2 protein-coding genes are annotated in these 748 nt (G+C 45.7%); both read right to left on the bottom strand.

Annotated elements, in window-relative coordinates:
* On the bottom strand, nucleotides 1–560 hold a 560-nt coding region (locus A3750_RS20285; RefSeq protein WP_156498786.1), incomplete at its 3' end, for a radical SAM protein.
* A 90-nt stretch (nucleotides 561–650) separates the two neighbouring features.
* Nucleotides 651–748, bottom strand: a 98-nt coding sequence (locus A3750_RS27375; RefSeq protein ID WP_156498785.1) for a helix-turn-helix domain-containing protein, incomplete at its 5' end; no start/stop codon positions are given.

The raw sequence follows: 748 nt of genomic DNA, 5'->3' as shown, positions 1-748 counted from the left end.
GATTGTGGCGGTGGCAGAAAAGGGCCGACCGGGTTATAAACTAAACTTAACTTAAGATTCGGATCGCCACGGCCATAACCGAGTTTATTGAGCAGGGCTAAGGCCTTAATGCTGCCATTAAAGGTGCCTTTGCCTCTTTGTTTATCGACATTGTCTTCCGTGTAGCAAGGTAACGAGGCCACAACCTCAACCTGGTTTTCAGCAAGAAACTCGGCCAAGCCCTCTTGCCCTGGCTCCAACAAGACGGTGAGGTTGCACCGGTCCATTACATGCACTTTCCGTACGCGCGCCTCTTCGACGAAATAACGAAAATGTGGATTTAGCTCCGGTGCCCCACCCGTTAAATCCAGTGTCTTGATACCATGAGCATCGATTAGTGCAAGTAGCTCATCAATGGTCTCCTTGGACATTAACTCTTTGCGGGTAGGTCCTGCATTCACATGACAATGTGTGCAGCTTAAATTGCAAAGATAACCGAGATTAACCTGAAGTGTTGATATCTCTTTCCTCTGGATGCTTGGAAACTCTGAATCCATTAATCTCGGTTTTACATCCAACATTCAAACAACTCCATTGAAAATTATTTTAGGCTTACTAGCGATCTAACTTTGAACACAACGCAATTAAAAAGTTCCCAGAGGGACGCAAAATCACTCGTGCGTGCTTCGAAATTCCGATGGTGTCTGATTAAACCAACGACGAAACACGCGTGAAAAATTTGAGGTGTCAGCATAGCCGACCTTAAGAG

Source organism: Oleiphilus sp. HI0079 (assembly GCF_001635105.1).
The sequence above is the reverse complement of the archived record's forward strand: the minus strand, read 5'-3'. Positions and strand labels throughout refer to the sequence as shown.